General features: G+C 46.0%; 1 protein-coding gene. It reads left to right on the top strand.

The window, feature by feature from the left end; genetic code table 11:
* The coding region (locus tag R8N49_RS28195) for a TolC family protein (protein ID WP_318190578.1) at nt 1-630 on the top strand (630 nt) is incomplete at both ends.

Below are 630 nucleotides of genomic sequence, written 5' to 3'. Positions count from 1 at the left end.
CGATAGCGCTTTAGGCAAATCATCAAACGATCAAGACGCCTTAACCGCTGGTGTTAGCTTTTCTCAAACACTTTATAACCGTGCATCTTGGATTTCTCTAGACACAGCAGAGAAAAGCGCTCGTCAAGCAGACGCAACTTACGCAGCAACCCAACAAGGTTTGATCCTTCGTGTCTCTCAAGCGTACTTCGAAGTATTGCGCGCTCAAGACAACCTAGTATTTGTTCGTGCAGAAAAAGCAGCCGGGGGTCGCCAACTAGAACAAACACAACAACGCTTTGAAGTTGGTTGGTCGGCAAGTACTGACGTTCACGACGCACAAGCTCAGTACGATGCAGTACTAGCGGATGAAGTGTTGGCAGAAAATGATCTGATCAACAGCTACGAATCGCTACGTGAAATCACAGGTCAAGAACACAAAAACTTAAACGTTCTTGATACTAACCGTTTCTCTGCAACACGTACGAACAGCCCTGCTGAAACGTTGATCGATGAAGCGAAAACGAAGAACCTTAGCCTATTGTCAGCTCGTATTTCTCAAGACATCGCACGCGACAACATCTCACTGGCTAGCTCTGGTCACCTACCAACTTTATCTCTAGATGGTGGTTACAACTACGGTGATTATTC

This window comes from Vibrio sp. 1978 (genome assembly GCF_033344345.1).
The sequence above is the reverse complement of the archived record's forward strand: the minus strand, read 5'-3'. Positions and strand labels throughout refer to the sequence as shown.